This window comes from Bradyrhizobium sp. PSBB068, assembly GCA_016839165.1.
Taxonomy (GTDB): Bacteria; Pseudomonadota; Alphaproteobacteria; order Rhizobiales; family Xanthobacteraceae; genus Bradyrhizobium.
The window spans coordinates 6,785,286-6,810,998 of record CP069300.1 but is presented as its reverse complement, the minus strand read 5'-3'; the positions used below and the strand labels follow the sequence as shown (position 1 = coordinate 6,810,998).

24 protein-coding genes are annotated in these 25,713 nt (G+C 63.6%); 13 read left to right on the top strand and 11 right to left on the bottom strand.

The genetic code is table 11. The annotated features are described in order from the left end of the window. Positions 1 to 177 precede the first annotated feature (177 nt). On the top strand, positions 178 to 2,454 hold the full coding sequence (locus tag JQ507_31575) for a fused MFS/spermidine synthase (protein QRI69356.1): 2,277 nt from the start codon (positions 178 to 180) through the stop codon (positions 2,452 to 2,454). Positions 2,455 to 2,860: 406 nt separating this feature from the next. Here JQ507_31575 and JQ507_31570 read toward each other — a convergent pair whose 3' ends face one another. From JQ507_31570 to JQ507_31550, 5 genes are all read right to left on the bottom strand, one after another. Beyond that, a complete protein-coding gene (locus JQ507_31570) occupies positions 2,861 to 4,537 on the bottom strand; it encodes an alkaline phosphatase family protein (protein ID QRI69355.1) in 1,677 nt (558 codons plus the stop codon). A 424-nt stretch (positions 4,538 to 4,961) separates the two neighbouring features. Beyond that, positions 4,962 to 5,624 carry a hypothetical protein gene (locus JQ507_31565; GenBank protein ID QRI69354.1) on the bottom strand — a complete coding sequence of 221 codons (663 nt, stop codon included), beginning with the start codon at positions 5,622 to 5,624 and terminating at the stop codon, positions 4,962 to 4,964. Next, positions 5,621 to 6,214: a hypothetical protein gene (locus JQ507_31560; GenBank protein QRI69353.1), complete on the bottom strand. Its 594-nt coding sequence runs from the start codon at positions 6,212 to 6,214 to the stop codon at positions 5,621 to 5,623. The genes JQ507_31565 and JQ507_31560 overlap by 4 nt, the downstream gene beginning before the upstream one ends. Continuing rightward, positions 6,211 to 7,128, bottom strand: a complete 918-nt coding sequence (locus JQ507_31555) for a phosphatase PAP2 family protein (protein QRI69352.1) — start codon at positions 7,126 to 7,128, stop codon at positions 6,211 to 6,213. The genes JQ507_31560 and JQ507_31555 overlap by 4 nt, the downstream gene beginning before the upstream one ends. A gap of 49 nt (positions 7,129 to 7,177) precedes the next feature. Then, the gene (locus JQ507_31550) at positions 7,178 to 8,986 is read right to left on the bottom strand and encodes an adenylate/guanylate cyclase domain-containing protein (protein QRI69351.1); all 1,809 of its coding nucleotides are present in this window, start codon (positions 8,984 to 8,986) and stop codon (positions 7,178 to 7,180) included. A 291-nt stretch (positions 8,987 to 9,277) separates the two neighbouring features. On the opposite strand from JQ507_31550, the gene JQ507_31545 reads away from it, so the two are divergent. The 3 genes from JQ507_31545 to JQ507_31535 all read left to right on the top strand — a co-directional run bounded on the left by JQ507_31545 (position 9,278) and on the right by JQ507_31535 (position 11,656). Beyond that, positions 9,278 to 10,264, top strand: a complete 987-nt coding sequence (locus tag JQ507_31545; protein ID QRI69350.1) for a tripartite tricarboxylate transporter substrate binding protein BugD — start codon at positions 9,278 to 9,280, stop codon at positions 10,262 to 10,264. A gap of 436 nt (positions 10,265 to 10,700) precedes the next feature. Continuing rightward, on the top strand, positions 10,701 to 11,348 hold the full coding sequence (locus JQ507_31540) for a TetR/AcrR family transcriptional regulator (protein ID QRI73597.1): 648 nt from the start codon (positions 10,701 to 10,703) through the stop codon (positions 11,346 to 11,348). Positions 11,349 to 11,392: 44 nt separating this feature from the next. Then, the gene (locus JQ507_31535; protein ID QRI69349.1) at positions 11,393 to 11,656 is read left to right on the top strand and encodes a hypothetical protein; all 264 of its coding nucleotides are present in this window, start codon (positions 11,393 to 11,395) and stop codon (positions 11,654 to 11,656) included. 67 nt (positions 11,657 to 11,723) lie between these two features. On the opposite strand, the gene JQ507_31530 is transcribed toward JQ507_31535, so the two are convergent. Beyond that, complete coding sequence (locus JQ507_31530) at positions 11,724 to 11,912, bottom strand: hypothetical protein (protein QRI69348.1); 189 nt, start codon at positions 11,910 to 11,912, stop codon at positions 11,724 to 11,726. Between the two features lie 284 nt (positions 11,913 to 12,196). Between JQ507_31530 and minC the strand changes: the two genes are divergently transcribed. The 4 genes from minC to JQ507_31510 are packed head-to-tail and all read left to right on the top strand — an operon-like array spanning position 12,197 to position 14,325. After that, entirely contained in the window at positions 12,197 to 12,913 is a 717-nt protein-coding gene (minC, locus tag JQ507_31525; GenBank protein ID QRI69347.1) for a septum site-determining protein MinC, read from the top strand. 25 nt (positions 12,914 to 12,938) lie between these two features. Continuing rightward, on the top strand, positions 12,939 to 13,754 hold the full coding sequence (minD, locus tag JQ507_31520; protein QRI69346.1) for a septum site-determining protein MinD: 816 nt from the start codon (positions 12,939 to 12,941) through the stop codon (positions 13,752 to 13,754). Continuing rightward, entirely contained in the window at positions 13,754 to 14,032 is a 279-nt protein-coding gene (gene minE, locus JQ507_31515) for a cell division topological specificity factor MinE (GenBank protein QRI73596.1), read from the top strand. The genes minD and minE overlap by 1 nt, the downstream gene beginning before the upstream one ends. After that, positions 14,029 to 14,325 carry a hypothetical protein gene (locus tag JQ507_31510; protein ID QRI69345.1) on the top strand — a complete coding sequence of 99 codons (297 nt, stop codon included), beginning with the start codon at positions 14,029 to 14,031 and terminating at the stop codon, positions 14,323 to 14,325. The genes minE and JQ507_31510 overlap by 4 nt, the downstream gene beginning before the upstream one ends. 20 nt (positions 14,326 to 14,345) lie before the next feature. Here JQ507_31510 and JQ507_31505 read toward each other — a convergent pair whose 3' ends face one another. The 3 genes from JQ507_31505 to JQ507_31495 form a co-directional block, all read right to left on the bottom strand. Further along, complete coding sequence (locus JQ507_31505) at positions 14,346 to 15,149, bottom strand: NAD-dependent protein deacetylase (protein QRI69344.1); 804 nt, start codon at positions 15,147 to 15,149, stop codon at positions 14,346 to 14,348. Between the two features lie 138 nt (positions 15,150 to 15,287). Next, complete coding sequence (locus tag JQ507_31500; GenBank protein ID QRI69343.1) at positions 15,288 to 16,442, bottom strand: LysM peptidoglycan-binding domain-containing protein; 1,155 nt, start codon at positions 16,440 to 16,442, stop codon at positions 15,288 to 15,290. Between the two features lie 235 nt (positions 16,443 to 16,677). Next, a complete protein-coding gene (locus JQ507_31495; protein ID QRI69342.1) occupies positions 16,678 to 17,142 on the bottom strand; it encodes an Lrp/AsnC family transcriptional regulator in 465 nt (154 codons plus the stop codon). Positions 17,143 to 17,303: 161 nt separating this feature from the next. Here JQ507_31495 and JQ507_31490 point away from each other — a divergent pair, with 161 nt between their 5' ends. The 3 genes from JQ507_31490 to JQ507_31480 all read left to right on the top strand — a co-directional run bounded on the left by JQ507_31490 (position 17,304) and on the right by JQ507_31480 (position 19,848). Continuing rightward, positions 17,304 to 18,317: a 1-aminocyclopropane-1-carboxylate deaminase gene (locus JQ507_31490; GenBank protein ID QRI69341.1), complete on the top strand. Its 1,014-nt coding sequence runs from the start codon at positions 17,304 to 17,306 to the stop codon at positions 18,315 to 18,317. Positions 18,318 to 18,470: 153 nt separating this feature from the next. After that, complete coding sequence (locus JQ507_31485; GenBank protein ID QRI73595.1) at positions 18,471 to 18,713, top strand: hypothetical protein; 243 nt, start codon at positions 18,471 to 18,473, stop codon at positions 18,711 to 18,713. A 589-nt stretch (positions 18,714 to 19,302) separates the two neighbouring features. Beyond that, positions 19,303 to 19,848 (top strand): hypothetical protein, encoded by a 546-nt coding sequence (locus JQ507_31480; GenBank protein QRI69340.1) that lies wholly within the window; start codon positions 19,303 to 19,305, stop codon positions 19,846 to 19,848. 259 nt (positions 19,849 to 20,107) lie between these two features. Here JQ507_31480 and JQ507_31475 read toward each other — a convergent pair whose 3' ends face one another. Continuing rightward, entirely contained in the window at positions 20,108 to 21,049 is a 942-nt protein-coding gene (locus JQ507_31475; protein ID QRI69339.1) for a metallophosphoesterase, read from the bottom strand. A gap of 81 nt (positions 21,050 to 21,130) precedes the next feature. Continuing rightward, positions 21,131 to 22,891, bottom strand: a complete 1,761-nt coding sequence (locus JQ507_31470; protein QRI69338.1) for an NAD(P)/FAD-dependent oxidoreductase — start codon at positions 22,889 to 22,891, stop codon at positions 21,131 to 21,133. 508 nt (positions 22,892 to 23,399) lie between these two features. On the opposite strand from JQ507_31470, the gene JQ507_31465 reads away from it, so the two are divergent. Both JQ507_31465 and JQ507_31460 read left to right on the top strand, forming a co-directional pair. Then, on the top strand, positions 23,400 to 25,082 hold the full coding sequence (locus JQ507_31465) for an acyltransferase (protein ID QRI69337.1): 1,683 nt from the start codon (positions 23,400 to 23,402) through the stop codon (positions 25,080 to 25,082). 61 nt (positions 25,083 to 25,143) lie between these two features. Continuing rightward, positions 25,144 to 25,521, top strand: coding sequence for a hypothetical protein (locus JQ507_31460; protein QRI69336.1), 378 nt, complete (start codon positions 25,144 to 25,146; stop codon positions 25,519 to 25,521). Positions 25,522 to 25,713 lie beyond the last annotated feature (192 nt).

The window sequence follows — 25,713 nt, the reverse complement described above, 5'->3', positions numbered from 1 at the left end:
TGTCTCGATGCGCCGGTAGTGGGATAACCCTGCATGGGTGTGCCGACATACCGACGGAATGCGGCTTCGCCGCCGATGCGCATACCGTGATGTGTCGATCTCGTTCCCGAGCTCCGCTTAACGCCTGTTTAAGCGGGGCGAAGCTACCCTGCGCGGCGGGATTGCCGGAACGAGCGGATGTCAGTCGTCGAGAATGCGCCAGATCGAACGCCTCCCGAGGCGGCGCGTTCTGTCGATGATACGCGCCTGCTGCCGATCCTCAGCGTGGCGACGCTGCTCCTGTCGGCGCTGCTGCTGTTCCTGATCCAGCCGATGTTTGCGAAAATGGTGCTGCCGAAGCTCGGCGGTGCGCCCTCGGTCTGGTCGGTGGCGATGGTGTTCTTCCAGGCCGTGCTGCTTGCCGGCTATGCCTATGCCCATCTGCTCGGCCGCTTGTTCGGGCGGCAGCGCGCGGGGCTGGTTCATCTGCTCCTGCTCGCCGTCACGGCGATGACCTTGCCGATCGCGATCGCGCCGAATTGGGGGGCGCCGCCGGCAGATGGAACGGCGCTCTGGCTGTTCGGGCTGTTCGCTGCGTCGATCGGCCTGCCGTTCTTCACGCTGTCGGCCAGCGCACCCTTGCTGCAGAGCTGGTTCGCCGCGAGCGGCCATCGCGAGGCCAGCAATCCCTACGTGCTCTATGCCGCGTCGAATCTCGGCTCGTTCGCGGCCCTGTTTGCCTATCCCGTCGTCGTCGAGCCGCTGCTGACGCTGAAAATGCAGGCGGGCGCTTGGTCGGTCGGCTTCGCGGTCTTCGCGCTCCTCGTCACGGCAGTCGCCTTCGTCCTGGGACGAGGCAATGGCGTGACGGGCGCGGCGCCGACGCCGCAGACGTCGATCGTCAGCGCAACCGACCGGCTGCGCTGGATCGCGCTTGCGGCTATTCCATCCGGGCTGGTCATCGCGGTGACCGCGCATCTGACGACCGACGTCGCGGCAACCCCGTTTCTGTGGGTCATTCCGCTGGCGCTCTATCTGTTCACCTTCGTTGTCGTGTTCCGCGATCGGCCGTGGATCAGCCACGCGACCGTGGCGTGGCTCGTTCCGTTCGCCGTGGCCCCACTTGCGATCAGTCTCGTGGGCGCCAAGGTGTTCTGGCTGACGACGATCGCGCTCCACCTCGTCGTGTTCACGCTGCTGACGCTGCTCTGCCATGGCGAACTCTACGCCCGGCGCCCGCACCCGCAACGCCTGACGGAGTTCTTCCTGTGCACCTCATTCGGGGGCGTGCTGGGCGGCGCCTTCGCCGGACTGCTGGCGCCGAAGATTTTTTCCGGCAACTACGAATATCCGATCCTGATCGCGCTCGCGCTGCTGGCACTGCCGGGCATGTTCGCAGGCGGTGCGCGCCGGGCGCTGACGAAGGCTTCGCCATGGCTGGCGCTGGCGATCGCGCTCGCCATGGTCTGGTATGTCACCAAACTGCAGCTGCCGGCCTCGCTGGAGTTTCCGTTCAAGGCCCTGTTGATCCTGCTCACGGCCTGCATGCTCTTCCTGCGACAACGGCCGGTGTCATTCGCCGGATTGGCGATCACGGGCCTGATGCTGACGACGTTCTGGCGTCCTGGCATGGCCCCGATCGAGACCGCGCGCAGCTTCTTCGGTGTCCATACCGTGGTCGACCTCTCGGACGGCAGCGCGCGGCTGCTGTTCCACGGCAACACGATGCATGGCGCAGAGCGGTTGCGTAACGAGGATGGCACGCCGGTCGCGGGAGCGCCCGAGCCTCAGAGCTACTACTATCCGGGCGGCCCGCTGGCCGAAGGGATCGCGGCGGCACGCGGCGCCAACGACAGGTTCAAGAACGGCTTCGAACGGGTTGCGGTCGTCGGCCTCGGCACCGGCTCGCTCGCATGCTACCTGCGCGGCGAAGAGGAGTGGAGTTTCTTCGAGATCGATCCCGAGGTGATCAGGATCGCGAGCAATCCCGCATTCTTCACGTTCCTCTCGCGCTGCGCACCCAAGGCCGACCTCGTGCTCGGCGATGCGCGTCTCACGCTGCAGGCCTCACCCGAGCGCTACGACCTGATCGTGCTGGACGCCTTCTCGTCCGACGGCATTCCCGTCCACCTGCTGACCCGTGAAGCGATCGCCGGCTATCTGTCGAAGCTGACGCCGCACGGCGTCATTCTGGTGCATATCTCCAACCGCCATCTCGATCTGGCGCCGATCATGGCGAATGTCGCGCAGTCCCAGGGGTTGATCGCACTGTTCAAGGAAGGGCATCCCACGGGCGACGTCATGACCACGCTCAGGACGGCGTCCCGGGTGGTGATGCTTGCGCGCACGGCTGAGGATGCCGGCGCGGCGGCACAGCATTGGATCGCCATGTCGCCGGACCCGGCCAGCGCACTCTGGACGGACGACTACTCGAACCTGCTTGGCCCCATGCTGCGAGCGAAGTTCGGCTCCTGAGCCCGCAGACGATGCGCGCCGGCCATCTTGGCTCCGTTCACGTTGACGCCGGCGGCCTGCTTTCCTGCCTAGAGCCTATTCCGTTCCGATTGAATCGGAACGAGGCTCTACAGCATGATGAAGTTAGCTTGAGATGGAGCGGCGTCGAAGGTGCACCTCTCCCCGACGAGGAGAGGTGGACCGAGATCGCGCCAAGCCGATTCAACCAAAACTCATCGCGCCTTAGATTGTTGTTTTGACGCGTTTTCTTCACGCGAACCGGTATCCACTTCGCTCGAAAACGCTCCAGAGCATGATCCGGAAATCGGCGCCCCGTGCGCGGGGCGCCGATAGATGGGACGAGGCCGTCCGGCCTGCCCGGTCACGATGGGCCGGTGCAGGCCTTCGGTGCGTTGCGCCGTGGCGGTCAGAACCGCTCGGCGTCTTCGTTCAGCGTCAGCGCCTCGACGCCTTCTTCGCGAACCGCCTGGAGGCTGCGCGGATCGAGGTCGAGCGCACGCAGGATCGTCGGCGCGATCTGGGTGGTGAAGGTGGTCTCCTCGTTCGTCCTCGCATGCTTGATGCGGGGCGAGGAGACCAGCAGCAGGACATTGCGATCGTCCTTGGAGAAGCCGCCATGCTCGGCAAGCTTGCTGCCGCCGGTGCAGATGACGCCATGATCGGTGATGGCGATGAAGTCCGGCACCCGGCTGTTGTGGAACGGATCCTCATAGAGCTTGGTCAGTTCATCGCGATCGAGCAGCTTCTGGATATGCAGGTCGGCAGCATGGGCCAGAATGTAGGCCTTGGCGTCGGCATAGTAGGGGTTGCCGGTCGCCGGATTGGTCGCCTGTTGCAGTTCCGGCGACAGCCAGACCAGCGCCGCGTCATCGCAGATCTCGAAGCCGTTGGCGCCGAAACCGGGCGCCTTGCTGTACAGCGAGTCGGAGATCGCCACGCGGTCCGCGAGGTTGATCGGCGACTGGCCATGCTTGGCGCTGATAATGATCAGCGTCGAATCGTAGAGGTTCTGCGCCTTGAGTTCGTTGATGAACTTGCCGAGCGCATCGTCCACGAACTGGAATTGCTGCGTGAGCGCATTGCCGGGCGTCGCCTTGGCGTCGGCATAGCCGCCGACCAGCGACTTGTCGGTATCGGCGTTGCCGGCCTTCGCAAGCTTCTGGCCGACGCTGACGGCCTGGAAGTTCATGCCGAAGATCGCGGGGACGCCTTGATGCTGCGTTCGCGTGCCGTTGTAGCCGTCGATCCAGTTCAACACCGCCTGCACCTTCAGCGAGTCGTATGAACGGACGCCGACAAAGCTCTTGGTGTAGTCGTCGCCAGGCTTGGCGCCCTTGTCGATCGTGTCCTGCGAGTTGATCTCGGGCGTGAACAGCTCGTCGAGGCCCTTGCCGGATGGGCCCGCCAGATCCTCATAGGCCGGATGCTTGTCGGACCACGCCGTGCGCCTGCCGGCCTGCTTGATGACCTCGAAGATCGTGTTGGTGCGCACGTATTCGTGCGGATAGACCGGGACGCACTGGCCGTTCACCAGCTTGCGCTGCATGTGATCCGGATCGAGCTGCGTATGGACCTGACCGAGCGTGCCGCCGGCGGTGTAGTCGGCAACCAGCCCGCTGGAATAATCGTAGGTCTTGTCGAGTGCCTCGAAGTTGGTGATTTCGGTGCCTGCCGGCTTCACGCAACCGGGGTCCGCGAGATTTTGGCTGGTGTAGAAGGCCTTGGCCGGATACTCGGTGCGATCATAGCTGTCGTCATAGAACAGGCCGCCGCCCTTCGGCGTGGCGCCAGTGACCTGCGCGAGCATGCCCGGATAACTATCGGACGGCGCGGTGGTGTAGGCGTTCGGATAGACGACGCCCTTGCCGGTGAGCTGGGCGAAGTTGCCGCCGGGGCGGCTTTCGACCCAACGCTTCAAATCGACGGCGTGCATGCCGTCGACACTGATCAGCAGGACATGCTTGTAGCCATGTCGCCGCGAATGCCCATCGTCATCGTCCGCATGCGCCACTGCGACGCCGCAAGCGAGCATGGTCGCCGCGATCGCGGCAGTCGACAAGAAATTGTTATGAAAACAACGCATGAAATTGCCCCTCTCTGTTTCCGTTGAATTGGAATTGCCAGCGCTGGCCGCGACAACTTGTCGCCGTCAATTGACGGCGGGATGACGCTTTCGTGCGAGTTCGATGACTAAGGCGGGATGAGTTTTGGTTGAATCGGCTTGGCGCGGTCTCGCTTCACCTCTCCCCAGTGGGGAGAGGTCGGATTGCGCAGCAATCCGGGTGAGGGCTCTTGCTCTCTCGATAGACCGCAGCCCCTCACCCGATTTGCTGCGCAAATCGACCTCTCCCAAGGGAGAGGTGAACTTTCGACGCCGTTCCAGCTCAACCTATTCTCATCGGGCCTTAAGGCGGAGCTGATCGGCATCCAGGGGCGGGCGATGCGCTGTCGCCGCGCAACGAATGGTTCTTGCCGTTCACTCGCCGAGTTGTGCTGGGCTGCGGGTGTCACCCTGCCGAAGCGCCGTCGGTTGGAACTGCAAGCGATGCTTGAAGCAGGACGGCGAGCACCTCTGCAGGTTTCGCGTTGGCAAAGGCCGGCAGGAGGGAGGAGTCCATCGGCCGGATGAAGTCCTTGCGGCTGTCCTGATATCGGATCCACAGTCCGGCAAAGTAAATGGCCGGAGCGAGCAGCAACAGCGGCTCACAAGGTTCGTCATCGTCACTGTCGAATGAGATCGCGCGACGCACGGCGGGTGCCTGAAGCGCTTTGGGAAAGTTGGTTACGTATGGTCCCTCGTTCAGTTCGGCCAATCGATAGCCGCCCTGGTCGGTGAAGACGGCATGAGCTGCGGCGATCGGCTCAAGAGCATTCTTGTCATAGATGAGAAACCGCCAGCCGAGGATGGTTGCTACGGAACTGAGTGCCGGCAGCTCATTTGCGGCTGGAGCCTTGGCCGTGCACCGGTCAGGCCCCGCCAGACGGCGCAACGCGCTCAACGGCAGCAACGCCATGCGATGCGGTGCGCAAAGCTGCAGGTCTTCGGGATGATTGCGATGCGCGAAGTTGAGCTTGGGCGTCGCAAAGCCCCGCGTGCGCGCCCGTCTGGCCATGCCGGCAAGGACGGCGTCGCGGGCATCGTCGGGAAGGTCAGCTGCCGGAATCGTCATGCCGTTGCCCTCCTGGTGTAGTATGTGTCCGTCCAGGTGCCGCAGTTGACATAGCCGCGCGGAAATTGCGCGGCGTCGATATCCGAGAGGCCCCACCAAGGGTCCGCAATCGCCAGGCCGTAGTTATCTTGCGCGGGCACGCCGACCGCCGCGGAGTAACCCTTGATCGTGACCAGGTGGGCTCCGCCGCCATTCCAGACGATGCGCACGCATAGCGGGCGCCTGCCTCCGATCTCTTCCTCGGTCTCTCGCAAGGACGCGGAACGGCGCGCCGTCCATTTCCTGAAATGGCCGACGCGGAACAGCGAGGACATCAAGTAGCCGTAGACATTGCAGGCGTCCTTGTCGCCCGCGCAGCAATCACTTCGGCCCAGCTGTCCGTTCGCAATGTCGCATTGGGTCACCCTGCTGGCGGGACGATAAAAATGGGCGACGCTGGCCGCGACGGCGGCCCAGCACCAGTTGGTCTTTTCCTGGTATTCGTTCTTGAAGTCGAGCAGGCGCCACCTCGATCGCCTGAACGGGGGCAGTTTGATCGGGACGCATGTCGCGTTCACGAGTGAAGCCGTTTGGTCTGCTGCCGGTGTCACGATCGTTTCCCCCGCGTCTTCTTGGAGGCCGAACGTCCGGGCGGCAGGACGAGCGTCCCGGCCTTGCCAGGCTCACGCTTGGCCTCGGCCGACACCGCCTTGAATGTCGGACAGTCCTTGAGGAGCTCGAACGCCTGGTGGGCAATCACCTTTCCCGCGTGGGTATCGCTCGGGTAGTGGACGCCTGCCACCTCGCGGTTGCGCCCGATGCGATCGGCCAATGCGACGAGCATCCGCCTGGTGTGTCGGGGATGGATCTCCGCAAGCGCCAGGGCGATCAGGTGGCTTTCCAGCGAATGCGCGCTCGGAAACGAGGCGTGCCCCGGCGAATTGATCAAGGGAACGAGAGCGGGACAGACCTGTTGCGGCCGAGCCCGATTGAACCGGAGCTTGAAGTCGATCGCCACCATCTGGGCAACCCGGATCGCCATCTCGATGATCTTGAGCGAGTTCGGATGCGACCACGCCGACATCATCAGGACTTCGGCAAAATAGCCGCGCAGTCGGGCATTCTGATCGAGAATTTCACCGATCAGGCGAGGGCGCTCGTCGCGCGCCATTGCAGCCAACTGATCGATCTCGGTAAAAATATCCGCATGACGATGGGGCGGATCCGGAGCTCGAATGGAGCGACGCCAATTGGTCTGCCCGAACTCAGCCAGCGCGATCACGCCAAACAGGTCGGGCTCCCACCCCGACCAGGGGAAAACCACCTTGAAATCGAGGTCCTTCTCGCAGATTTCACCGCCCAGCGGATCGAAGATCAGGAAAGGTGCGCCCTGTGCTGGTGGCGAACCCATATAGGCTCCGCCCGCGCCATAACTTTGACCGCCGCCTCCCCCGCCATCTCCGCCGCCATCGCCACCACCGTCTCCGCCACCGTCCCCGCCGCCATCAAATACATGAAACTGCATCGCGACCTCCCAGCTCCAATAATCATCTTGTCAATGAGACGCTCCAAATTCAGACAGGAAGTCCGGCGGCTTCCAGCCGTTGTACGTAAAGTGAAGCTTGCTCCGCCTTGAAAGGGCAACGCGGCGCGTAATCAGACACCGTGAAATGCGGCAGAACCGATCGATGATGTGTTGCCAACAACGTGGCATCCTCATGCCTGCCGACCGCCACGAGGCTTGCCGCGGCGATCCGGATCGCGTTTCCGTATCGCGGATTGAGGCTGAGTGCCTTTCGCGACCAGCGAATGGCCTCCTCATAGGTACCGTTCAAATAATGATTCTGGCCGAGCCGCGAGTAACTGGTGAAGGCTTGTTGATCCAGCGGGGACAGCCGAATGGCGCGTTCGGCTCGTTCGATTCCTGACGTCGCTTGGCCGATGAAGCCGTATGTTGCGCTGCTGAACATCCATGCCCAGGGATTGTTCGGCGATGCGGCAAGCGCGCGGTCAAAGCAGTCCAGGGCCGTGTCATAGTCGAAATGAAACGCACTGCGCGCGTGTCCCTGCAGTGAAAGGGCCAGCGCGTCGGATGGATCTCGTTCGATTGCGCAATTGGATAGCCGGATGATCTCGGCGATCTCGGCGTTGGGATCGGTCGACCGGCCCTCGGCGATGTTCAGCATGTGCCAGCGCGCCGAAAACGCATAGGGCGCCGCATAGCCGTCGTCCTCTTCGCGCGCCCGCTCCAGCAGCGTCCGCGCCATCGAAAAGCTGGCGAAGTCCAGCTTGTAGAGCAGATCAAGCGCGCGCAGAAAGTAATCGTACGAGTTCAGATTGTGCGGGCGCTTCCGCAGCGCGCGCTTCACCTCGGCCTGGTGCACATGCGTCGAGATGCGACCCACGATCATGAGGGCGATTTCGTCCTGCACGCCGAAGATATGCTCGATATCGGTTTCGTACTTTTCCGCCCATATGACCGATGCCGTCGACAAGTCACCGAGCTCGACAGCGAGCCGGATTCGACCGCCGGCCCGGCGGATGCTGCCACTGAGCAAATACCGCACACCAAGTCGTTCGCCGGCCACTGTTCCGTAATCGACGGCGCGGCGGTCGATCATCATGGTCGATCCGCGGGCAACGACCAGGAGATGCTTGATATTGCTGAGCGTCGCGATGATGTCGTCGACGAATCCCTCGGCAAAATAATTATCGCCGGGGTCGTCTGAAAGACTGACGAGCGGCAGGACGGCGATTGAGGGCAGCTTTGCGCGTCTGGAGGGCGGGCTCGCGAACCCCACTGCCGCGCCGCGATCCACCCCCGGCAATCGCAGCGAGAACGCGGGGACAGCTCGGGTCAGGTTCTTCAGCCGAAGGTCGCCGAGACTGTCGAATTTCAGATCTCCGGCGCCATCAAGATTGTCGAGCACGGCCGACGACACCACGATCCCGTCTGCCGGCGCCGTCGTCTGTAGACGCGCGGCGATATTGACCGCGCTTCCGTAGACGTCGTCGAGATCGAAGATCACGGGCTCCCAATGGATGCCAATGCGAAATGCGATACGGCGCTCGGGAGAGTGCTGGCTCTCTCGAGCCAGGATTTCCTGCTGCAGCTCGATCGCGCATTCGACGGCATCCAGCGGGCTCTCGAAGACCGCGAGAAATCCGTCGCCGGTGTTCTTCACGATTTCACCGCGATGAGAGACGATGGTCGGATCGGTGACTTCGACCCGGAGCGTGCGATAGCGTTGATGGGTTTCGAGCTCGGCCGCTTCCATCAGTCGGGTGTAGCCAACTACGTCAGCAGCAAGGACAGCGCGACAAGCCCGCTCAAAGGGAGGCATCACTTGAGTGGACAACACGGGGTCAGTCTGCACTGCCATGCCCGTCATACCGTCGCGCCATAACCTTCGATGTACGTTAGCATGCGGAAACGACCCTGTCGCCATCGGGCCGGGACCCGTCGATGAGCGCCGACCGCCACAAAGATGCCGGCAGAAGGCCGTTATTCCGCAGCCCGGCGCGGATGATGGCCGACATTCAATGCGATGTCCGGGTCCCGGCGATCCGCAGCGCCGGCCGCGCGACCGCGCAATTCATGCTGGACCGGGCCACGTCGAAGGGCTGGAGCTTGCAGGCGCAGGGCTCTATGACAAGCACGAGGGGGAACGCACATGCCCAACATGTCTCGCCGGCCATTGCTGCGGCTCGTGCTCGGCGCGGCTGCGCTGCCGCTGGCATCGGGGCGCGCGCGCGCCGAAACCATGGCACGCCCGATCACGATGATCGTGCCGTTCGCCGCCGGCGGGCCGACCGATGTGCTGGCGCGGATCCTCGCCGAATATATGCGTAATGCGGTCGGCCATCCCGTCATCATCGAGAATGTCACCGGCGCCTCGGGCACCGTCGCGGGGCTGCGCGCCTCGCGCGCGGCGCCTGACGGCTCCACGATCACGATCGGGCATTGGGGTACGCATTGCCTCAACGGTGCGATCTATCAGCTGCAATACGACGTGCGCGAATTCGCTCCCGTTGCGCTGATCGCGAGTGGACCGCAGCTGATCATCGGCCGGCCCGATCTGCCGGCGAAGAATCTGAAAGAGCTGATCGCCTGGCTCAAGGCCAATGGTGACAAGGCGACAGCAGGTACCGCGGGCCCGGGTTCGGGCGCGCATGTCGCAGGCGTGTTCTTCCAGCAGCTGACGGCTACGAACTTCTCCTTCGTGCCGTATCGCGGCGCCGGCCCCGCGCTGAACGATCTGATGGCCGGGCATATCGACATCATGTTCGACCAGGCCTCGAACTCGCTGCCGCAGGTGAAGAGCGGGACCGTGAAAGCCTTCGCGGTGACGGCATCGTCGCGCCTCGCATCGGCAGACGATATTCCGACCGTCGATGAAGCCGGATTGCCGGGTCTCTATATCGCCTGTTGGCACGGCATCTGGGCGCCGAAGGGCACGCCCGCCGATATCGTGTCGACGCTGTCGAAGGCGGTGATGTCGGCACTCGCGGAGCCCGCCGTCCGGCAACGCTTCGCCGAACTCGGGCAGGAGATTCCGCCGCCGGACAAACAGGGCTCCGCCGCGCTGCGCGACCATCAAGCCGCCGAGGTCGAGAAATGGTGGCCGATCGTCAAGTCGGCCAACATCAAGGCGGAATAGGCTCCGTCGCGACGTTCCATCACGCTCAAGAGCGGACCGCGAACAGCGGTATCCCTTGCCGTTTCGAACTTCGATGTCGTCCGAAGGTCAGGCGCTGCTGCCGGACAGCGTCGTGAAGCAGATCGGGAAGACCTGGGCCTCCGAGCTCGAGGGCTCCCGTCTTGCCTCGCGAGAGCACGCGATGGCTTGGGCCGGCGTCAATCGACGCCGACCTTTTTCGTTCGGGCTCGGCCGGTTCGGCGATAACCAAGGGGTGTTTGAACCAAGTCACTGACTTTAAAAGGGTTTCTGAGCATAATTCGCTTCGTCAGCCCCCCTTGAACGGTCGATCTCTGCACTTATATGTACGATCGAACATATAAAGCGAACGATGATCGATACCAGCAAAGCAGCAATCGCGCCCATGTCCCGGCCCAAGGGACGCCGCAGCAAGGACATGCCGGATGGCCGCCAGGCGCTGCTGATCGCGGCGACCGAGGCCTTTGCGGCCCAGGGCTTCGACGGCGCCGACCTGCGCAGCGTCGCGGCGGCGGCCGGCGTCGCGCCGAATCTCGTGCGCGTCCATTTCGGCAACAAGGCCGCGCTGTGGGACGCCTGCCTCGATCGCATCGTCGTGCTCGCGCTGCCTGTGATGACCGAAGTGCATGCGATCGCGACCGATACCAGCCGATCGCTCGGTGACCGGCTTCGCGCTCTCATCATCACCATCGCCACGTTCTATGCGGCGCATCCGCAGCTGAGGAATTTCGTGGTTCGCCATGCTGCGGAGACGCCTGAGCGCTCCACGCGGGTGACCGAGAAGCTGCTGCGTCCGGCCTATGAGAGTGCGCGCGAGCTGTTTCAGGCCGGCATCGCGGCGGGCATCATCCGCAGCAGCCATCCGGCGCTGTTCTTCGCGTTGCTCAATGCCGCACTCAACCAGCCGCCGACTTTTCCGACGCTGCTCGGCCGGCTCGCGCCCGAGATCGATCCCGAGACTGCATGGGCGCAACTGCTCGACACCACGATCGCAACGCTTCTGCACCTTCCGCCGTCGCACGACGGCGAACCCGCCGCCGGCAACGGCCGCAAACCGCAGTCGTGACCTCGGTCTCGACGACCCTTCAACCGCCAGTGAGAGAGTGATCCATGAAACTTCGCCTTGCCCTCGTGTTCGTCGCCGCAACGATGGCGCCAGCCATGACGCCCGCCTTGGCTCAGTCCGACCCGAACGAATCGATGCAGCGCCAGGCCTGCATGGGCGACGCGATGCGGCTCTGCGGCGCCTACATCCCGAACCGCAGCAAGATCAGGGATTGCATGGCGGCGCAGGTCGAGCAGCTCAGCCCGTCATGCCGCGCGGTGTTCGATGCATCCGTTCAGGCCGAGCGAGCGCCGTCGGGGAGGCGTTGACCAGCGTCGTCTGGCTGACAGTCGGCGCGAATGCCACAGCGGCGGATGCAATTGAGAGCATCCGCAGCTATGGCAGGGCTGGCAATTTGCAAAACTTGCATTGGAAATCATTGCCCCGCTCGTCGGTGCGAATCTCGAAATCCTCCGAGACGCGCTCGATTCGATTGCGGAAGGGGCCGATCTCGCAAAGCTCGGCGCACCCCGTGCGCGGGCACTTCGGGCAGCGCAAAATCTCGGTCCAGCGCGACTTGGCCATGACATGATCCTGCGAACGCGGGCGTCATTGTCAGTGAGCCGGTCCGGTGAAATTTGATCCAGCTCAAATTTGGTTCGCGGAGCCCCGGGTCTTCTCGAGCCTCCAGTTGCTTGAGCTTCGTCGGCGCACATTTGCAGTTGTGTTCGTCAGCGCTCCGCAGCTTGGGAGAGCGTAGCCAAACTGCCATCTGTTTCAAATCCGTGAAAACACCCAGCCCTGTTAACCTTTGGTTAACCATGCGGGTCGATTGTTAACCATTCGACAAGACAACCGAGTCAGGGGCGATGGACGCAACTCAACAGGTCGCACGTCAGCAGGTCCGCATGCGCGGGCGCTCCTATGTTGCGTTCGTTTTCTCGCCGGTCGTGCCGGTCGTGTCGTGGCTCGCCGAGATCGACGTGACGCTGGCGAAATCGCCCGGCTTCTTCGCCGGCAAGCCCGTCGTGCTCGACCTCTCAGCGGTCGACCTCAGCCAGGCCGCGATCGCGCATCTGATCGGCAGCCTCGCCGAACGCAACATCCGCATCCTCGGCATCGAAGGGGTCGACGAATCGAAGCTCGGCGCCAACATGCCGCCGCTGCTGACCGGCGGCCGCGCCTGCGCGATCACCCATGTCGAGCCGAAGGCGCCGCCGGCGCAGGAAAAGAACAAAGACAAGGACAAGGGCAAGCTGCCGTCGCTGCTGCTGGAGAGCCCGGTCCGTTCCGGCCAGTCGATCGTGTTTGCCGAAGGCGACGTCACCGTGCTCGGCTCGGTCGGCTCCGGCGCCGAGATCGTCGCCGGCGGCTCGATCCATGTCTACGGCACGCTACGCGGCCGCGCGATGGCCGGCATCAACGGCAATTCGGCGGCGCGGATCTTCTGCCAGAGGATCGAGGCCGAACTGCTCGCCATCGACGGCTACTACCAGACCGCGGATGACATTTCCGACAGCCTGCGCAACCGGCCCGCCCAGGCGTGGCTCGAGGGCGAAATGCTGCGCATCACACCATTGAACTGACCGACTGACTACAAGGAGAGAGAGAATGGCCAAGGTTTTGGTCGTGACGTCTGGGAAGGGCGGGGTCGGCAAGACGACCTCAACCGCCGCGCTTGGCGCGGCGCTCGCGCAAATGGGCCAGAATGTCGTCGTCATCGATTTCGACGTCGGCCTGCGCAACCTCGACCTCGTGATGGGCGCGGAGCGGCGGGTCGTGTTCGACCTGATCAACGTCGTGCAGGGAGTTGCAAAACTGCCGCAGGCCCTGATCCGCGACAAGCGGCTGGAAAATCTCTGGCTGCTGCCGGCGTCACAGACCCGCGACAAGGACGCGCTGACCGAAGAGGGCGTCAAGCGCGTGATCGCCGACCTCAAGACCAAGTTCGACTGGATCCTGTGCGACAGCCCGGCCGGCATCGAACGCGGCGCCACGCTCGCGATGCGCTACGCCGACGAGGCCATCATCGTCACCAACCCGGAAGTGTCGTCGGTGCGCGACTCCGACCGCATCATCGGCATGCTGGATTCCAAGACGGTCCGCGCCGAGCGCGGCGAGCGGGTCGAGAAGCATCTGCTGGTCACCCGCTATGACGCCAGCCGCGCCGCGCGCGGCGAGATGCTGTCGATCGACGATATCCTGGAGATCCTTGCGACGCCGCTGCTCGGCATCGTTCCGGAAAGCCAGGACGTGCTGCGCGCCTCCAATGTCGGCTGCCCGGTCACGCTGAACGCCGCAGGCAGCGCGCCGGCGCGGGCCTATACCGACGCGGTGCGACGCCTGATGGGCGAGCAAGTCGAGATGATCGTGCCGGTCGAGCGCAAGGGGCTGATGGACCGGCTGCTGCGACGGAGGGCGGCATGATGAACGTAATGCGGCTGTTCGGCGGCCGCGCTGCATCAGCGCCCGTCGCGCGGGAGCGGTTGCAGATCCTGCTGTCGCATGAGCGCGGCCGGAGCGGTGCGCCCGATCTTCTGGAAACGCTCCGTTCGGAAATCCTGAGCGTGGTGTCCAAGCATATCGACGTCGATCCCGACAAGGTCGTGGTCCGGATGGATCGCGGCAAGTTCGTCTCGATGCTCGAGGTCGACATCGAGGTTCCCAACGGCGTGCAACGATCAAAGATGGTGGCGGCCACATGACGGCAGACAGCGACAGTCACATTGCCTGGCAGCGCGCGCAGCTGAAGAAGCTGCGTGCGGCGCTGAAGCAGATCGAGGTCGATCAACTCGGCAAGGCCAATTGCGGCCGCGCGACCCAGATGACGATCGACGAATTGCAGCGCAAGATCGGTGAATCGGGCCGCTGCATCGCCGAGTACGAGCGCCGCACCCGCCGCCCGCTGGCGACCGATCTCGGCAGCCTCGCCAGCGTCAGCTGGACCCACTGGAACGCCAACCTGCCGATGGCCAAATCGCCGCGCCATCGGGCGTGACGAACCGTTAGCGCAGCCAACTACAGCAAAAACGCCAGCGCCGCTTCGCACTGGTCCTCGACCTTGAGCGTCAGCAGCTCGTCGGCGCGGGTGCGGCCGAGATTGACGGCGGCGATCGGCAGGCCGCGCTGCTCCGCCATCCGGACGAAGCGGAAGCCGGAATAGACCATCAGCGAGGAGCCGACGACGAGCAACGCGTCGGCCTGCTCGAGATGGGATTGTGCCGACGCGACCGTGTCGCGCGGCACGTTCTCGCCGAAGAACACCACGTCGGGTTTCAGCACGCCGCCGCAGACCTCGCAGGCCGGCACCACGAATGACGAAAAATCCTGCTCGAGATCGGCGTCGCCATCGGGCGCATCAGTGGCATCGAGCGCGAGCCAGGCAGGGTTCAGCCGTGCAAGTTCGCCCTGAAACCGCTCGCGCGGCATCGTGGCGCCGCAGCCGAGGCAGCGCACCACGTCGAGCCGGCCGTGCAGGTCGATCACGCGCCGGCTGCCCGCAGCCTGGTGCAGGCGGTCGACATTCTGGGTCAAGAGCAGCTCGCAACGCCCTTGTTGCTCCAGGTTTGCCAGCGCGCGATGCGCACCATTCGGCATCGCCCGGCCGAACCGCCGCCAGCCGACCATGCTGCGCGCCCAATAGCGCTGCCGCGTCGTCGCCTCCCCCAGAAATGCCTGGATCGTGACCGGCCGCGTCCGCTTCCAGTTGCCGTCGCTGTCGCGATAATCGGGAATGCCGGAATTGGTGCTGCAGCCGGCCCCGGTCAGGACGAACAGGCGCTGGTGGCCGGCGACGAAATCCTCGAGGGCGGGGTGGGGCATGCGGGCTCATCTAGGGTGGCGCGCACGGCTACGCCAGATCTGGGGTTTGTCGCGCGCAGGCCGTTCACCCGGCCTCTGCGTCCTTAGCATGGCCTCGGTGAAATGGTGTTGCCGCGCTGGCCTGGCGGCGTTCCGGCCTTACCGTGTCGGTAGAACGAAGACCTGGCCCGGATAGATCAGGTTCGGATTGCGGATCTGCTGCGAGTTGGCGCGATAGATCACCGCGTAGCGTTGCCCGGTGCCCAATGCACGTTGGCTGATCCGCCACAGGCTGTCGCCGCGGGTCACGGTGGTCGTGGTGATCTTCGGCACGATCACCGTGGACGGCGAGCTCGCTTCAGAAGCGGTGGTGGCTGCCGTCGCGAGCTGCGGCGTGACCGTGCCTGCACCGGTGGACGACGCTGCCGACGCCGGGATCGATGCCGTCGTCGTCGTGTCCGGAACATTGAACGGCACCTCGGCACGCGCGCGGACCTTGCCGGAACCGGGGTCGACCTCGTCAAGCCGGATCCGATAGTCGCCGGGCGTCACGCCCTTGTTGATCGTGACCGAGAGGCGTCCCGTCTGGTCGGCCGTGGCAGACGTGATCGGGCTGCCGTTGAGGTAGAGCCTGACGGTCGCGCCGGGAGCGGCCTGACCGCTCACATGGAGTTTGCCGCCCGGTTCGGTCTCGACCGCCTCAATAGCCATCTTCCCCGCAGCCGATGCCGTGGCGCCGGGTTGCGACAGCACCCGGACCGGCGTGTCCGGGGTCATCAGCGCCACCATCGGACGCTCCCTTGCCGCGGCCTCGAGCGCCACCGCCACGCTCTGCTTCGAGGTCACCTGCTTGCCGTCACGCATGATGCGCAGGGTCAGGTCGTGGTTTCCCGGCGGCAGCGGGCGCGGGACCATGACGAACTGGCCGGATTTGTCCGCCACCGCGCGATCGTACACCTCGCCGTTGCGCAGCAATTCCACCGTCGCATCAGGCAGCGCCCGGCCGGCGACGACGGTCTCGCCGGTCGGCTCGACGTTGACGACGTCGAACTCCGGCAACGTGTTGCCATCAGGTGCCGGCGTCGGTCCTGCGAGCGCGTCGGCCAGGGCTGCGGTGTCGGTCTGCACCTTCGCCAACGCCGCCTGGCGCTGGTCTCGTGCGGGAGCCCCCGGCGCGGATGGCGCCGCCGCCATCAAAGGCGTGCCCGTGCCCGGAATTTGCTGGCTTTGGCGGACGCCAAACACGAAAACGGCCGTGCCGGCGGCGGCAAGTGCCACCAACGCTATGACCAATTTCATCGCCGTGGCGTTCATGAGCCGTCACCCGCGGATGAACCTCCCCCGCCAGCAACCCCGTGGAGATTCCTGGGAAGACTGCGCTCGTTTGCACGCCCCATCAAGTCGGATGAAAGGATTACTCTTCTCGGTGAGCCGGGCGGATCCTGCAGCTTACCTCCGCTTCGTGCCAGGGCGCGATTTCGGCGCTCGACGTGACGGATAAGACCGGAGCCGATGACGCGCGTCAGCATGGGCGGCCGCTGGTGCAGGCTCAAAACTCCAGCGCCGCATTGTCCACCACCTCCTTCATCACGAAGAAGGTCCGGGTCTGCCGCACGCCGGGCAGTGCGATCAGCTGGTCGCCATGGATGCGGTTGAAATCCTCCATGTCGCCGGCGCGGATCTTGAGGAAGTAGTCGAAGTCACCGGCGACGAGGTGGCAGTCGAGCACGCATTTCAGTTTCGCCACCGCCTGCTCGAAGCTGGCAAAGCTTTCCGGCGTCGAGCGGTCGAGCACGACGCCGACCATGACCAGCGTGCCTTTGCCGAGCTTGCGCGGCGCCACCATGGCGCGCACGCTGCTGACATAACCCTCGTCGAACAGCGCCTGCGTGCGGCGATGGCAGGTCGCGGGGCTGACGCCGACCTGATCGGCCAGCTCGGCATTGCTGAGTCGGCCATTCTTCTGCAGCAATCGCAACATCTTGAGGTCGATGCGGTCGAGCTCGGCGGGCATGGAAGAATCTCTCATTTTTGTCGGATATTTCGAGAGAAATATTAGCATCGGTGAGAAATTGCGCAATCTTGGGCGATTTCACCTGCCGAGTTAGAGCGCACCTTTCGCGTCGAGGGTGATAAAGATTGCCGCCGTTTCGGACCACCAAAGAGGACGCCAGCATGCTGGAAAAATTCGCGCGCTATCCGCTCACCTTCGGGCCGACCGCCATCGAGAAGCTCGATCGGCTGTCAAAGCATCTCGGCGGCAAGGTCGAACTCTATGCCAAGCGCGAGGATTGCAATTCCGGGCTCGCCTACGGCGGCAACAAGCTGCGCAAGCTCGAATACATCATCCCCGACGCGATCGCCTCCAACGCCGACACGCTGGTCTCGATCGGCGGCGTGCAGTCGAACCACACCCGCATGGTTGCAGCGGTCGCAGCCAAGATCGGCATGAAGTGCCGGCTGGTGCAGGAAAGCTGGGTGCCGCACGAGGATGCGGTCTATGACCGCGTCGGCAACATCCTGCTTTCGCGGGTGATGGGCGCCGACGTCCGCCTGGTCGACGAAGGTTTCGACATCGGCATCCGCAAGAGCTGGGAGCAGGCGATCGAGGAGGTGAAGGCGGCCGGCGGCAAGCCCTACGCCATTCCGGCCGGGGCCTCCGTGCACAAATATGGCGGGCTCGGCTATGTCGGCTTTGCCGAAGAGGTGCGCGCGCAGGAGCGCCAGCTCGGCGTCAAGTTCGACTACATCGTCGTCTGCACGGTGACCGGCTCGACCCATGCCGGCATGCTGGTCGGCTTCGCCGCCGATGGCCGCGCGCGCAACGTGATCGGCATCGACGGTTCGTTCACGCCCGCGCAGACCAAGGCGCAGGTGCTGTCGATCGCGCAGAACACGGCTGAGCTCGTCGAGCTCGGCCGCGACATCGTCAAGGACGATGTCGTGCTGATCGAGGACTACGCCTATCCCGCCTATGGCGTGCCGTCGGAAGAGACCAAGGCGGCGATCCGTCTCAGCGCGCGGCTGGAAGGCATGATCACCGACCCCGTCTATGAGGGGAAGTCGATGCAGGGCATGATCGACCTGGTGCAGAAGGGCTTCTTCCCGGCCGGATCCAAGGTGCTCTATGCCCATCTCGGCGGCGCCCCGGCGCTCAACGGCTACGCCTACGCCTTCCGCAACGGCTGAGGCCGGCGGGGCTTCTGATTTCATGGCTTCGTAGCCCGGATTACGCTGCGCTTCACCGGACTACGCGCTGCATTTGCACGAGTAAGGTCGGAGTCATCTTCTCCCGATATTCTGTCCGGACCGGGCGAGTCGGGAGACCATCGCGTGAGGATGATGAATGCGGCCGGCCGGGCCATCGCCGCGCTTGGCCTTGGCATCGTCGCCGTGGGGCATTGGTTCTGGACCTGCCAGGGGCAGGGCGCGGTGTTGCGGGCCCGTCTGCTGGGGCTGAATCACACCATCGAGCTGTACGCCGGCATCTTCCTGATCGGCGTCGGTGTCCACGCCCTCGCATCCCACTACTGGTTCAGCGATCCGGATGAGCCGGCGCCGTCTTCGGTTCGGGAGCCGCAATAGCGCGCCGCCTCGCGGCAAAGCCGAGACGTCGGAGACGACCCCGGCTGCCGTCGCTCTAGCTCGTCGCGGAGCCTTGAGGTCAGCAAGGCCACAGCTGAAAAGCATCCCCAGAACGGCGAGCGGAAATCGCTAGGAATGTAGCGCAAAGTCGCTGGCGATGTGATTCTTAACCAATTGTAAACAATTAGGTTTTGACTCTTAAGCTAAGATATTGGATTCGCAGCAAAAATCGCTAAATCCAGTTTGACTTTTGCCTGAGAAAACCTTACATACTAAAAAAGGGGGCGGATTTCTCCGCCCCCCGGTAGTCGGGCATATTCCGAGCCTCGGCTGGAGACGGGTGGCAGCCCTCTCCATTTCTCTGCCGAAGCGCAGGTAAAACGACACGACTTCCTCGATCTTCTCCCGGCGTCGAGCTACGCTGGTTGGTGTCAGAGCCACACACGGCCACCCGAGCGGGTGGCCGTAGTCGTTTCCGGAATAGGATTCGACTGCTCACAGTTAATCACGATTCAGCCCCGCATACAACGTTCTTGAATGTACCATCCGCGCGTTATACCATTCGAATTAGAACACAGGAGGAACATCCGTGGCTGATACCGCGCTACAGAACGCTGAGAAGCGGCGAGACGAGATCGCGGCCGCCATTAATCAATTGCAAGCACAGATCGAAGAAAAACGTAAGGAGTTAGAGAGGATTAAGACCTTTATCGCGGACTACGCGGTGTTCCAATCATACCCCTCAGAGCTACCGCTCGAACTTCAGAAAACTCCCTCGCCCGCGCCGCGCCTGCGGCTACTCAACCCACCGCGCCATATGGTTGGGGATAAGGCGGAAAAGGTTCTACTTCAAAACGGCCGCCCGATGGCCCGTGACGAGTTATTCAAGGCGGTCACGCGGGATGGGATGACAATCCAGGGGAAAGACCCCGAGATGGTGTTCAGTACGATGCTCTGGCGCATGCAGGATCGGTTCGTGCGGCTCCGGCCGCACGGCTATTGGCTGACCAGGATGCCGTGCGCGGCGGTCGGTTACCTTCCATCTCCTCCTTTATCCGCGCCCGCGCCCGAGCCCGAGCCCGAGAAACCTCAGCCTTGGCCGTGGGGTAAGCCGAAGCCAGATACAGCAGATTGATCCGAGCGCGTTATGGTTAATGGAATCTTCCATACCTAGCCGCTCAAGCATCTTGCACTGTATTCTTGGGCATGAACAAGCTGCTCGGAAGAGAGATCGTGCTCGAACCCTCCGCCTCCTGTGAGGAGGCAGTTCCATTCGCGATCGCGTGCCACAGGTTTTTCCCGCGAGGGGCCGGCAACTCGCCAGCTACTTTGCATGTGTTGTTTTCGATATTTTAGCAATGCGCGCCTGCGACCTAGGGCAGGAGTATCAGAGCTCATCCGAGCCGCCGCAGCGTATGCACCGTGATCTCCGCCGGGCAATTCAGCCGCACCGGCGCGAGGCTGGTGCCGGCGCCGGTCGACGTGTAGCCGGCGAGTTCGCCGAAGCGCCAGGCGCCCTTGCCCATCCGGCGCGGCAGCCGCGCCTCCAGCTTGATCGCGACGCCGCCGGGCAGGCAGAGCTGGCCGCCATGGGTATGGCCGCTCAGCATCAGGTCGAAGCCGGCCGCCGCAGCCGCGCGATAGGATTCCGGGGTGTGTGCGAGCAGGATCGAGAACGCCTCGCGCGGGATCGCCGCGGCAGCCTTTGCGATGTCGTCGGTGCGGTAGAAATGCGCGTCGTCGATCCCGGCGAGATGGATCGTCGCGCCGTCGCGCGTGATCGGCTCGTGCTCGTTGAACAGCATCCGGATGCCCATCGCCTCCAGCGCCGGCGTCATGCGGATGCTGTCGTGATTGCCGAGGATGCCGTAGAGCGGCCGCTTGATCCGCGCGCAGACGTCTTTCATCAGCGCGAGGCTGGTCTCGAACGAGCCGAACGTCTTGCCGCGATAATCGCCGGTCAGCACGCAGATGTCGCAAGCCAGATAGCGCACGATGTCTGCCAGATGCCGCATCGCGCCCTGGCTGATGTCGGCGTGGAGATCGCTGAGGTGAAGGATGGTGAAGCCGTCGAAGGCCGCCGGCAGCCGCGGCGACATCACCAGATTGCGCCGCACCTCGACCCGGTCGGCATTGCGCCGCGCACGGCCATGGAGGCCGACCAGCTTGAGCGCAGTCGTGACGACCCACGGCGCCAGGCGCCAGTTCTCGACATTGAACACCAGCGTGCCCTGGCCGATCAGTTGCTTCTCGTGCGCGGCCTCGAGCCCAAGCCGGCGCACGACGTGATCCGCGCCGATCCGCTCGACCAATCCCTGCAATGCCGTATCGGCCATCGTCCCCCGTGCGGCGCGCGATGCGACGCGAGCCGGCGCGACACTATCATGCGCAATCCCGGCGCGGATACCGCTTGCGGCTCAGACCACCGGGACGCGCCTGGCGGCAACCGCGGCCGGCGAGATCACCTCGATGTCGAGCGGCACCTGCCAACGCCCGGTGAAGCGGACCTGCGGCGGCGCATTGCCGTTGCGTCCGCCCTGCAGCACGAAGCCCTCATAGCCCGAGTTCATCACCTCATTGCACTTCTGCACATAGATCGGAAAGCCGCCGATATAGGGCATGAACACGCGGGGACGGCCCGGGATGTTGGCGCCGACATACCAGGAGCTGCAGGTCGAGCGCAGTGAGACCGTGGAGACGTCGTTGACATGGGCGACCCAGGCATCCTCATCGTCGCGGACCGCCTCGATCGTGTCGGCGCCGATGTCGCGCATGTGGCCAAGGCAGTCCGCCAGCCAGTCGACATGCTGCTCGATCGCCTGGATCATGCTCGCGAGCACCGACGGGCTGCCGGGACCGGTGATCATGAACAGGTTCGGAAAACCCTCCGAGGCGAGGCCGAGATAGGCGCGCGGGCCGGCCCGCCATTTCTCGGCCAGCGTCTGCCCGCCGCGGCCGGTGATCGCGATCTTGTCGAACGAACCGGTCATGGCGGCAAAGCCGGTGGCGGAGACGATCGCGTCGAATTTGTATTCGGTGCCGTCGACCACGATGCCCTCGGTGGTGAAGCGCTCGATCGGCGTCGTCGACACGTCGACCAGCTTCACATGCGGCAGATTGTAGGTCTCGAAATAGTTGGTATCGACGCAAAGCCGCTTGCAGCCGAACACGTTGCGAGGGCACAGCAGCTCGGCGGTGGCGGGATCCTTGACGATGCCGCGGATCTTCTCGCGCGCGAAATCGGCGATGGTGTCGTTGGCGGCCTTCTCGAACAGCAGGTCGCCGAACGCGCCGAGGAAGGGCAGGCCGCCGCGCTGCCAGGCTTCCTCATACAGCCGCTCGCGCTCGTCCTCGCTCGCCTGCAATGCGGGTTGGGCGTTGAACTGAAAATAGAAGCCGGTCGGGCGCGCACGCGCTTTCGCGCGCAGCTCCGGATAATGCGCCTTGGCTTCCCTGAGATATTCCGGTGACAATTGCTCGTTCCATGCCGGAACAGACCAGGTCGCGGTGCGCTGGAACACGGTGAGCTCGGAGGCCTGCTGCGCGATGATCGGGATCGACTGGATCGCCGACGAGCCGGTGCCGATGACGCCGACGCGCAGGCCGGTGAAATCGACACCTTCATGCGGCCATTCGCCGGTGTGATAGATCGGGCCGCGAAAATCCGCCATGCCGGTGAAGGCCGGACGGTTCGGCGCCGACAGGCAGCCGACCGCCATGATGCAGAATTTTGCGCTCACCCTGTCGCCGCGATCGGTCTCGATCAGCCAGCTCCCTGCCTGCTCGTCGAAGGTCGCCGCGATGACGCGGGTGTTGAACACGATCTGGCTGCGCAGGTCGAAGCGGTCGGCGACGTGGTTGGCGTAAGCGAGAATTTCGGGCTGCGGAGAATATTTCTCCGACCAGCTCCAGTCCTGGTCGAGCTCCTCGGAGAACGAGAAGGAGTATTGCAGGCTCTCGACGTCGCAACGCGCGCCGGGATAGCGATTCCAGTACCAGGTGCCGCCGACGCCGCCGCCTGCCTCATAGACCCGCGCGGTGAAGCCGAGCCCGCGCAGCCGATGCAGCATGTACATGCCGGCGAACCCGGCGCCGATCACCACGGCATCGAACGTTCCAGTTTCGGCAGGGCGCGCAGTTGTGCGCGCGGCGCTCTCCTGAGGGCTCTGCTGAATCATGGCCCGTCTCTTCCCTCTGTCGTCGTTATGTCTTGGCCGCGCCTCGTTGGGCGGGCAATGCAAAGATTAGGGCGAGCGCGGCACGGCCCGCAAGCGCATGCGTGGCCGGGCCGGGTATGGCTCCTATGCCGCGGGGCGAAGGGCTGCGGTATCCGGGTGCTGCCTCATTCCAGGCGCTGGACCCTGCGCAGCGACGGGAACAGTTTCATCCACAGCATAGGCGAGTTGGGAGAAGTTGTGTGACGCCACGAACAGCAGCAGTGGCGGATGGCGAAACAGGTCGGCAGACGGGACCTCAGGTTGCGCGGACATGCGGCGGGGATGGCCGAACTGGCGGCGGTCGTCATTCTCTGCGTTCTGGACGGCTTTTCGAATCTCGTCTGGGCTGGTGCGGTCGGATATATTGTGGCGATCGACCTCCCGAGAGCGACAGGCTGTGAATATGGTGCGCCCCCGAAAGCGATCGGCCCCCGACGTTGAAGCCGTGGTTCGGACCGATCGATTCGATATGGCTGCGTTGCAGGAGGTCGCTGGTGAAAAAGTCTTCGCTCGGGGCTGCGCTTATCACGCGGATGGCCGCGTGGAGGTCATAACCATCGACGAGACCCGCGTGGTCGCGCAGGTGTCCGGTACCGAATTCTATCGCTGCGAGTTGGCCGGACGAGGCAAGAGTTTTTCCGGTGTTTGTACATGCCAGGCATTTGCCGATTGGGGCTTCTGCAAGCATCTGACGGCGGTTGCCTTGACTGTCAACAACCTGGAACCGGGTGCGTTTGCCCAGGCCTCGAGCCGACTTGGCAAGCTTCGTGACCATCTGCGCTCAAAGGGTGTCGATCGTCTTGTCGAGATGGTTCTCGAACTCGTCCGGCGCGATCCCATGCTGCTTGGGGAGCTGGAGCTATCGGCCGCGCTCGACACCGCCGACGATGCCACGCTGGCTGCACAACTCAAGAAAGCCATCACAGACGTGACGCGGGTCCGTGGCACCGTCGAATATCGCGGAATGCGTGAGTGGGCTCGTGAAATTGACCGCGTTCTTGATCGCATCTCGGTTCTGCTCGAACGCAGGCGAGCATCGCTTGTCCTCGAATTGCTCGAACATTTCTTTGCGCGAATGGATGAGGCCTTGGCCAAGGTTGATGATTCCGATGGCGGTGGAGGAGCTTGCTACGCGCGGGCCTGCGCAATTCACCTTGCGGCTTGCGAGCAGTCGAAGCCTGAGCCTATCGAGTTGGCGAGGACGCTGTTCAAGCGCGAAGTCGACTCCGACTGGGATTTCTTCTTTGGCGCAAGTGAGACCTATTCAGACGTCCTCGGCGCGGCCGGGCTTGCAGAATATCGCAGACTCGCAACCGAGGCATGGCAGAAGGTGAAATCCGGGCGAGGGAGACGAACGGAGATTCGGTCCAGCGCAGAATATGCGCTCCGAACCATGATGGAGCGTTTCGCCGAACGAGACCAGGATATTGATGGGATCATCGCTATTCGAGCGAGTGATCTATCAACCGCGCATAGGTATCTCGACGTCGCTCAGGTGTGCCTGGACCACGGAAGGGAACAGGAGGCGCTGAAATGGGCCGAAGAGGGGCTTTGGAAATTCGAGGATAAGCCAGACAGGGATCTGGTTTTCTTTGCCTGCAGTCTCCTTCAGCGCAATGGACGAGGCGAAGATGCCAACGGATTGCTCTGGAAGCAGTTCGTCAGGGAGCCCAGCGTAGAGCTATATCAGCGATTGAAATCCACCGCCGGCGATCGCGAGGCTCAGGTCCTCGTCCGCGACAAGGCCCTCGCCGCACTGAGGGGCAGAGCCGAAAAGTCTCGCCGGCAAGCGGAATGGGGCATATTCGGCGTGGCCGACGTTCTTGTTCGCGTGCTGCTGGCAGAGGGATTGCTTGCGGACGCATGGGTGGCTGTCAGTGAGCACGGATGCCGCGAAATCGTCATGAAAGAGCTCGCCGAGGCGAGCGAAGCGGCTCTCCCCGCCGAGGCATCGAAGGCCTACGCCCGGTTGGTGGAACGCAAAGTTGCGATGGGTGGACAGGGCAATTATGTCGACGCATGCGCCATGATCAAGCGGATGAGACGGCTTCACGGAGCCGCTCAACATTCGGTCTACCTCGCCGATCTCATGACGCGCCATAAGGCGAAGCGTAACTTTGCTAAACTTTTGGCGTCCAAACAGGCCTCTTGAGGTCGTGCGATCCAAGAAGATTGCATACTGTCGTCCGATCGTCGCCCGCAAAGAAATAGCCATGAAACTCGGATGGAAGCCACAGAAGTGGCTGGAAAAGAAGAGCAAATCAGGTTTTCGGGGCTATCTGGTCGGCACGGTGGCATTCTATGGACCCGACAACCTTCGCGCCAGTAAGGTCGCCGTCGCGGTGGTCACCGCGGAGGGAGCGCCTCCCTTCGCATTGCGCAGATGGTTCTCTGAAACCGGCGATGTTCGCCATGATCCGGCGATCATGGAGGAGATCGCAACTTTCCTTCGAGCGGAGGACGTGCGCACGGTTGCCTCGGTGCCGACGATGATGGGGTGTCCGCATGAGGAGGGGATTGACTATCCCCAAGGGGAGGTTTGTCCGCAGTGTCCCTATTGGGCCAACCGGGAACGCCCCTTGTCGCGTTGAGAGGTGATCGGGCCGCTCGACGACGACTTAGCTACTGCATCGTGGGCGCTGGCAATATTTCGGAATAATAGAAAATACCACTGAGTTGCCCGACGCGTCAAGCGCTTTTTCGGGTGCCGGCGGCTGCCTGCTGCTTTGCATGGGGTTGTTTTCGATATTTTGTCGCGGGCCCCTCGCAATGACCACGAAGAG